Origin of the sequence: Nocardioides sp. NPDC059952, assembly GCF_042730435.1 — a bacterium.
GTDB lineage: Bacteria > Actinomycetota > Actinomycetes > Propionibacteriales > Nocardioidaceae > Nocardioides.
The window spans coordinates 56,545-63,520 of sequence record NZ_JBHWLY010000035.1 but is presented as its reverse complement, the minus strand read 5'-3'; the positions used below and the strand labels follow the sequence as shown (position 1 = coordinate 63,520).

General features: G+C 70.3%; 8 protein-coding genes. 3 read left to right on the top strand and 5 right to left on the bottom strand.

The features are described 5' to 3' along the window. The 5 genes from ACFV9G_RS17150 to ACFV9G_RS17130 all read right to left on the bottom strand — a co-directional run. Positions 1-1,259, bottom strand: a 1,259-nt coding sequence (locus ACFV9G_RS17150; RefSeq protein ID WP_378728691.1) for an NAD(P)-binding domain-containing protein, incomplete at its 3' end; no start/stop codon positions are given. After that, a complete protein-coding gene (locus ACFV9G_RS17145; protein ID WP_378728690.1) occupies positions 1,256-1,810 on the bottom strand; it encodes an OsmC family protein in 555 nt (184 codons plus the stop codon). The genes ACFV9G_RS17145 and ACFV9G_RS17150, both read right to left, overlap by 4 nt. Positions 1,811-1,872: 62 nt before the next feature. Then, positions 1,873-2,370 (bottom strand): CoA-binding protein, encoded by a 498-nt coding sequence (locus ACFV9G_RS17140; RefSeq protein WP_378728689.1) that lies wholly within the window; start codon positions 2,368-2,370, stop codon positions 1,873-1,875. Then, a complete protein-coding gene (locus ACFV9G_RS17135; RefSeq protein WP_378728688.1) occupies positions 2,370-3,662 on the bottom strand; it encodes an O-acetylhomoserine aminocarboxypropyltransferase/cysteine synthase family protein in 1,293 nt (430 codons plus the stop codon). Before ACFV9G_RS17135 ends, ACFV9G_RS17140 begins: the two co-directional genes overlap by 1 nt. After that, a complete protein-coding gene (locus ACFV9G_RS17130; RefSeq protein ID WP_378728687.1) occupies positions 3,659-4,720 on the bottom strand; it encodes a homoserine O-acetyltransferase in 1,062 nt (353 codons plus the stop codon). Before ACFV9G_RS17130 ends, ACFV9G_RS17135 begins: the two co-directional genes overlap by 4 nt. A 168-nt stretch (positions 4,721-4,888) precedes the next feature. Between ACFV9G_RS17130 and dapE the strand changes: the two genes are divergently transcribed. The 3 genes from dapE to ACFV9G_RS17115 are packed head-to-tail and all read left to right on the top strand — an operon-like array spanning position 4,889 to position 6,964. Beyond that, the gene (gene dapE / locus ACFV9G_RS17125) at positions 4,889-5,905 is read left to right on the top strand and encodes a succinyl-diaminopimelate desuccinylase (protein WP_378728692.1); all 1,017 of its coding nucleotides are present in this window, start codon (positions 4,889-4,891) and stop codon (positions 5,903-5,905) included. After that, positions 5,902-6,621 (top strand): TIGR00730 family Rossman fold protein, encoded by a 720-nt coding sequence (locus ACFV9G_RS17120; protein WP_091049046.1) that lies wholly within the window; start codon positions 5,902-5,904, stop codon positions 6,619-6,621. Before dapE ends, ACFV9G_RS17120 begins: the two co-directional genes overlap by 4 nt. After that, on the top strand, positions 6,614-6,964 hold the full coding sequence (locus ACFV9G_RS17115; RefSeq protein ID WP_378728686.1) for a DivIVA domain-containing protein: 351 nt from the start codon (positions 6,614-6,616) through the stop codon (positions 6,962-6,964). The genes ACFV9G_RS17120 and ACFV9G_RS17115 overlap by 8 nt, the downstream gene beginning before the upstream one ends. Positions 6,965-6,976 lie beyond the last annotated feature (12 nt).

The following is a 6,976-nucleotide window of genomic DNA, read 5'->3' as shown; positions in this document are numbered from 1 at the left end:
GCGTGATTCTGGGTCAGAACGAGCCGACTCGGCGGGCGGGCGGCGAGGCGTTGGGAGAGGTGGGAGACCAGGTCGGCGGAGTCCTCGCGGGCGCCGTCGATGTAGGTCGAGCGGCGACGGCGAAGGACGGGGAGGCCGGTGACGTAGAGGCCGGGCAGGTCGGTGATGCCGCCGTCGTGGCGGATCGCGCCCTTGCGGTCGAAGACGTCGGCGTCGAGGAACCCGTGGTCGGGCTTGATCCCGGTCGCCCAGACGACGGAGCCGATCTCGCCGGAGGTCAGCGAGAGCGACAGCAGCGGCTCGGGTACGCGGGTCGGCTCGAGCCGCTCGCCGGCCCCGCCGAACCTCTCGTCGATGCCGGCCAGCAGCCGGTTGGCCTTGAGGTCGGCGAGCGCCGCCACATTGGCCAGCGACCCCGAGAAGAGCGCCTCGCCGTCGCGCAGCGCGGCCAGCTTGCCGACCACGCGCACGCCCGCCTCCTGCAGCGTGTTGAGGTCGAGCGTGGTGGTGCCGCCGACGAGCTGGAAGGAGGAGAGCCGTCGGGCGCGGGTGATGTCGTCGAGCTCGTCCCAGCGCTCGTCGAGGATGCCGGCCTCCTCGATCCAGGCGAAGATGTCGCGCCCGCGGTAGCGGCGCGGCACCCGGACGTGCTCGCCGACGGCCAGGGTCACCGGCCGGCCCGAGGCCTGCAGCTCCGCCGCGATCTGTACGCCGCTGGCGGCCGCCCCGACGACCAGCACGCCGCCGGGCGGGAGCTGCGAGGGGCGCCGGTAGTCGATGGCGTGCACCGAGGGCAGGCCGGGTGGGAGGTCGGCGGCGAGGGCAGGGACCACGCCGCGTACGGAACCGGTGGCGAGCACGACGTGCTCCGCGGACCACGGGCCCGCGGAGGTCTCGACCAGATAGCCGTCCTGACCAGGGGAGACGCGGTGGACCTCGACGCCCTCGTGCACCGGAGCCGCGATCACGTCGGCATAGCCGGTGACCAGCGAGGCGACCTGCGCCGCGCTGAGGAACTCGTCGGCCTCCGCCGGGCCGAGCAGCGGCTCGGCGAGCCCGGGCAGCCGGTTCATCCAGCCCGGGGTCAGCAGGCGGAGCGAGTCCCAGCGCTGGGTGCGCCACGAGTGAGCGACCTGCCCGCGCTCGAGGACGACATGGTCGATCCCCTCGGCGCCGAGTCGGTGGCTCACCGCGAGGCCACTGTGCCCCGCCCCGATCACCGCGACAGTGGTGCGGCGAGACGGGACACCCCTGCTCATGAGACCGAGACGCTGACCGCGGTCGGGTTGGTGAGGATGTCGAAGACGGCCGAGCGCTTCTGCGACTGCGCGACCAGCGCCTCCACGTCCTCCGGGGAGGCGTCGGCGTCGATCGAGTAGTTCACGCGTACGCCGGTGAAGCCGTTGCGTACGTCCGCGTCGGCACCCAGGATGCCGCGGATGTCGTGGTCACCCTCGATGGTCGCGGTGACGGAGTTGAGCTGGATGCCGCGCTGCTGGGCGACGGCGGCGACGCCTGCCGTCAGGCAGCCGCCGAGCGCGACCAGGACGGTCTCGACCGGCGTGGGGCCCTGGTTGTCGGCGGCGAACTGGGGCGGGTGGTCGCCGTCGGACTCGAAGGAGCGCTGGGTCTCCTGCTCCTCGCCGAGGCCGAAGAAGCCCTCGACCTTGCTCTTGGAGTGGGTGCCCTTGACCCACGTGTTGGTCGCGCGCCAGGTGAACCTGGCCGCCTCCGGGGTCTCCTGGAGGGCGGCCCGAGCGCCGAGGAGCGCCTCGACGTTGACGCCGTTGTCGACGGATGTTTCGGTCATCTGAGTCTCCTGAGGTAGGTGATGAACCAGTTATAGCCCAGTAAGTTACTCAACTAAATAGGTCAGCGTCGTGTCTTGCGTGCCGAGATCACGCCGGTGTCGAAGCCGGCCAGGTGCAGGCCGCCGTGGAAGCGCGCGTGCTCGATCTTGAGGCAGCGGTTCTGGACGACCGTCAGCCCGGCCGCGCGCGCTGTCTCCGCAGCCTCGTCGTTGGTCAGTCCGAGCTGGAACCAGACCACCGGCGAGCCCAGCGCGATCACCTCATCGACGACCGCGGGCAGGTCGCTGGCCCGGCGGAACACGTCGACGACGTCGGGAGTCTCCGGGAGGTCGGAGAGGCCGGCGTAGACGGTGTGGCCGAGCACCTCGCGACCCGCGGCGTTCGGGTTGATGAAGTAGAGCCGGTAGTCGGTGTCCTGGGCGAGGTAGGTGGCGACGTAGTAGCTCGACCGGGCCGTGTTGGGCGAGAAGCCGACGATCGCGATCGACCTCGCGGCCCGGAGCAGCGCCTGCCGCTCGCGTGCCGTCGGCTCGTGGGGAATCTGGGTGATGGTGGTCATCAGGGCTCCTTCGTGGCGGCGGTGAGCGCCTGGTCGAGGTCGAAGAGGATGTCGTCGGCGTCCTCGATGCCGACGCTGATCCGCACCAGGCCGGGGGAGACCCCGGCCTCGGCCAGCCGCGACTCGCTGAGCTGCCGGTGCGTGGTGGATGCCGGGTGGATCACCAGGGTCTTGGCGTCGCCGATGTTGGCCAGGTGGCTGGCCAGCTCGACCGACTCGATGAAGCGCTCGCCGGCCGCTCGGCCGCCGGCGATGTCGAAGGAGAAGACGCTGCCAGGGCCTCGCGGGAGATACTTCTGCGCCCGTTCGTGGTGCGGATGAGCGGGCAGCCCGGCCCAGCGGACGTGCTCGACCCGTGGGTCGGCATCGAGCCACTCGGCGACGATCCTCGCGTTCTCCACGTGCCGCTGGACCCGCAGCGCCAGGGTCTCGACGCCGAGGGCGAGCTGCCACGCCGACTGCGGGCTCAGGGTCGCGCCGACGTTGCGCAGGTGCTCGGCGCGGAGGCGGGTGAGGAAGGCGTACTCCCCGAAGTTGCCCCACCACGACAGGCCGCCGTAGTGCTCGACCGGCTCGTGGAAGAGCGGGAAGCGCTCGGGAGAGTAGGTGAAGCGGCCCGACTCGACGACGACGCCGCCGAGCGTGGTCCCGTGCCCGCCGAGGAACTTGGTCGCCGAGTGCACCACGATGTCGGCGCCCCAGTCGATCGGCCGGGAGAGGTAGGGCGTCGGGATCGTCGAGTCGATGACCAGCGGCACCCCGTGCGCGTGCGCGACATCGGCCAGCCCTGCCAGGTCGGCGATGTCGCCCGACGGGTTGGCGACGGTCTCGGCGAAGACCAGCTTGGTCTCGGGGCGGATGGCTGCTGCGTACGCCTCGGGGTCGGAGGAGGACACGAACGTCGTGGACACCCCGAAGCGGCGCAGGGTGACGTCGAGCTGGGTGACCGAGCCGCCGTAGAGCTGGGCCGAGGCGACGATGTGGTCGCCGGCGCCGGCGAGGGAGGCGAAGGTGACGAACTCCGCGGAGAGGCCCGACGCGGTGGCGACCGCCCCGATCCCGCCCTCGAGCGAGGCGAGCCGTTCCTCGAACGCGGCGACGGTCGGGTTGCCGACGCGGGTGTAGATGTTGCCGTACTTCTGCAGCGCGAATCGTGCCGCGGCATCGGCGGTGTCGTCGAAGACGAACGACGCCGTCTGGTAGATCGGCAGCGCCCGGGCGCCGTGGGCGGCATCGGGGATGTTGCCGGCGTGGATCGCACGGGTGTTGAAGCCGTAGGCATGGTCGGTCATGAGTCTCCTAGGAAGGTCCGGACGAGGTCGAGGTAGCCGGGCGGGTCGAGCAGGAACGAGTCGTGGCCCCAGGTCGAGGCGATCTCGTGGCGCTCGACGTCGACGCCGGCGCGGCGAAGCTCCTCCTCGATCAGGACCGAGTGGGACGTGGCGAAGCGCCAGTCGGAGTCGAAGGAGATGACCTGGAACCGGGTGTCCCGGATGCGCTCGGCGAAACCCGCCGAGGCGAAGGGGTCGAAGTAGTCGAGGAGACGGGAGAGGTAGAGGTAGGAGAGCGCGTCGAAGCGGTCGACGAAGGAGCTCGCCTGGTGGTCGAGATAGCTCTCGATCTCGAAGTCGATCCCGAACCCCGGCGCCGAACCGTCGCGCCGGGAGCGGCCGAATTTCGCCTCCAGTCCCGGCTCGGAGACGTAGGTGACATGACCGAGCATCCGCGCCACCGCGAGCCCGTTCGCGGGGACGACGCCGTGGTCCGGGTAGTGCCCGCCGCGGAAGTCGGGGTCACGCAGGATCGCCTGCCGGGCGACGTGCGAGAGCGCGATGTTCTGGGCGCTCAGCCGGGCGGAGGCGGCGACCAGGACGGCCCGCTCGATCTGGCCGGGCGCGTCGGCGGCCCACTGCAGGACCTGCATGCCGCCGAGCGATCCTCCGACGGCGGCATGGAGTCTCTCGATGCCCAGGTGGGCCAGCAGGCGGCGGTGGACGGTGACCAGGTCGGCGACGCCGATCTGGGGGAACGAGAGGCCCCAGGCGCGGCTGGTGGCGGGATCGGTCGATGACGGCCCGGTGGTGCCCCGGCAACCGCCGAGGAGGTTGGCGCAGACCACGAAGAACCGGTCCGTGTCGACCGGCCGCCCCGGGCCCACCATCGTCGGCCACCATGTCGCAGCCTCGGCGTCGCCGGTGAGCGCGTGGGCGATGAAGACGACGTTGTCGCGGGTGGGCGCCAGGTCGCCGTAGGCGGCGTAGGCGACGTCGACCGGCGCCAGCGTGCCGCCGCCGGAGAGCGGCAACGGGCTGCACTCGTCGAAGAGGCGCTCACGTCGGACGGTGGTCATCGACACCCTCTCTGCACTAAGTCAAGTTGCTAACTAGAGAATTTAGCGCGCGAGTCGAGGTCCCCGGGCGGAGTCTCATGAAGGGCTGGTTGACTAGCGCCTGTGACCAGTCCTGACACTCCCGAGATCGACCTGACGACCGACGTGGTGACGCTGACCCGGCAGCTGATGGACATCAACTCGGTGAGCCTCGACGAGCTCGAGCTGGCCGACGCCGTGGAGCGGGCGCTGGCTGCGTACGACCACCTCGTCGTCGAGCGGCGGGGCAACTCGATCGTGGCGCGCACCGACCTCGGCCTTCCCGAGCGCGTGGTCATCGCCGGCCACCTCGACACGGTGCCGGTCAACGGCAACTTCCCGAGCCGTCTCGACGAGGCCACCGGCATCCTGCACGGCCTGGGCGCGTGCGACATGAAGTCCGGTGACGCGGTCATCCTCAAGCTCGCCGCCACCCTTCTGACGCCCAACCGCGACGTGACGTACGTCTTCTACGACGCCGAGGAGATCGAGGCCGTCCACAACGGCCTCGGCAAGCTCGCGGCCAGTGAGCCCGACCTCCTCGCCGGGGACTTCGCGATCCTGATGGAGCCCTCGAACGCCGGTGTCGAGGCAGGCTGCCAGGGCACCCTTCGGGTCGAGGTACGCACCGCCGGCGAGCGCTCCCACAGCGCCCGCGCCTGGCGCGGCGTCAACGCCATCCACAAGGCCGGGGAGGTGCTCCGCCGCCTGGAGGCGTACGTCCCGCGCAAGCCGGTCATCGACGGCCTCGAGTATCACGAGGGTCTGAACGCGGTCTTCGTCAAGGGCGGAGTGGCGGGCAATGTGATCCCCGACGAGTGCGTGGTGACGGTCAACTACCGCTTCGCGCCGGACCGGAGCGAGGAGGAGGCGCTGGCCTTCGTGACCGACTTCTTCGAGGGCTACGACGTCACCCTGACCGACTCGGCCCCGGGTGCGCTGCCGGGCCTGGACCGTCCCGCCGCGAAGGACTTCATCGCCGCCGTCGGCGGCGAGGTGGGACCCAAGTTCGGCTGGACCGATGTGGCGCGGTTCACGGTCCTCGGCATACCGGCGGTCAACTATGGTCCAGGTGACCCGATGTTCGCCCACAAGGCCGACGAGCACGTGCGGATCTCCGAGATCACCACCTGCGAGCAGGCCCTTCGTGATTGGTTGACCGCATGACCCGACGCAGCGGCTCCGGCCCACGCCCCACCAAGGGGCGCCCCGCCGGCAGCACCACCGACCAGCGACTGCTGGACAGCTCCGGCCACGGCGACTGGGTCCACACCGACCCGTGGCGGGTCATGAAGATCCAGGCCGAGTTCGTCGAGGGGTTCAACGACCTCTCCGAGATCGGCCCGGCGATCAGCGTCTTCGGCTCGGCTCGCACGCCCAAGGACCACCCGACCTACGCCCAGGCCGAGGCGATCGGCCGTGGTCTGGCCGAGGCCGGTTTCGTGGTGATCACCGGCGGTGGCCCGGGCACGATGGAGGCCGCCAACAAGGGCGCTCTCGAGGCCGGTGGCGAGTCGATCGGCCTCGGCATCGAGCTGCCCTTCGAGGCCAGGCTCAACGACTACGTCAGCTTCGGGCTCAACTTCCGCTACTTCTTCGTGCGGAAGATGATGTTCGTGAAGTACTCCCAGGGCTACGTCGTCATGCCCGGCGGGCTCGGCACCATGGACGAGCTCTTCGAGGCGATGACGCTCTCCCAGACCAAGAAGATCACCCAGTTCCCGATCGTGCTGATGGGCGTGGAGCACTGGCAGGGGCTGCTCGACTGGATGCGCGAGACCATGCTGGCCGACGGCCGGATCAAGCAGAGCGACCTGGACATGATCACCCTCACCGACGACGTGGACGAGGCGGTCGAGCTGATGTTGAAGGCGCGTGACTGAGGCGATGGGTTGGATCTTCGCGGCACTCATCGTGCTGGCTCTCGGAGGAGTCGCCCTCGTCGCCGCCGGGACGGGCGCGCCGATGGGGGAGGAGTACGGCGACCAGCCCGATGCTCTGGTGCCCCGCGACCGCGTCCTGGAGGCGGCGGACCTGCGTCACGTACGTTTCTCGGTGGCCTTCCGCGGCTACCGGATGGACGAGGTGGACGCTCTGATCGCCCGCCTTGCCGAGGAGGCAGAATGGCGTGAGTCGACCGCGGCCGGGGATGCCGATGCCGAGGTCGGAGTCGGGGGACTCACATCACCAACGCCCGAGCCCGATTCGGGCTCGCCCGACGTCTAGGACAGAATCGCT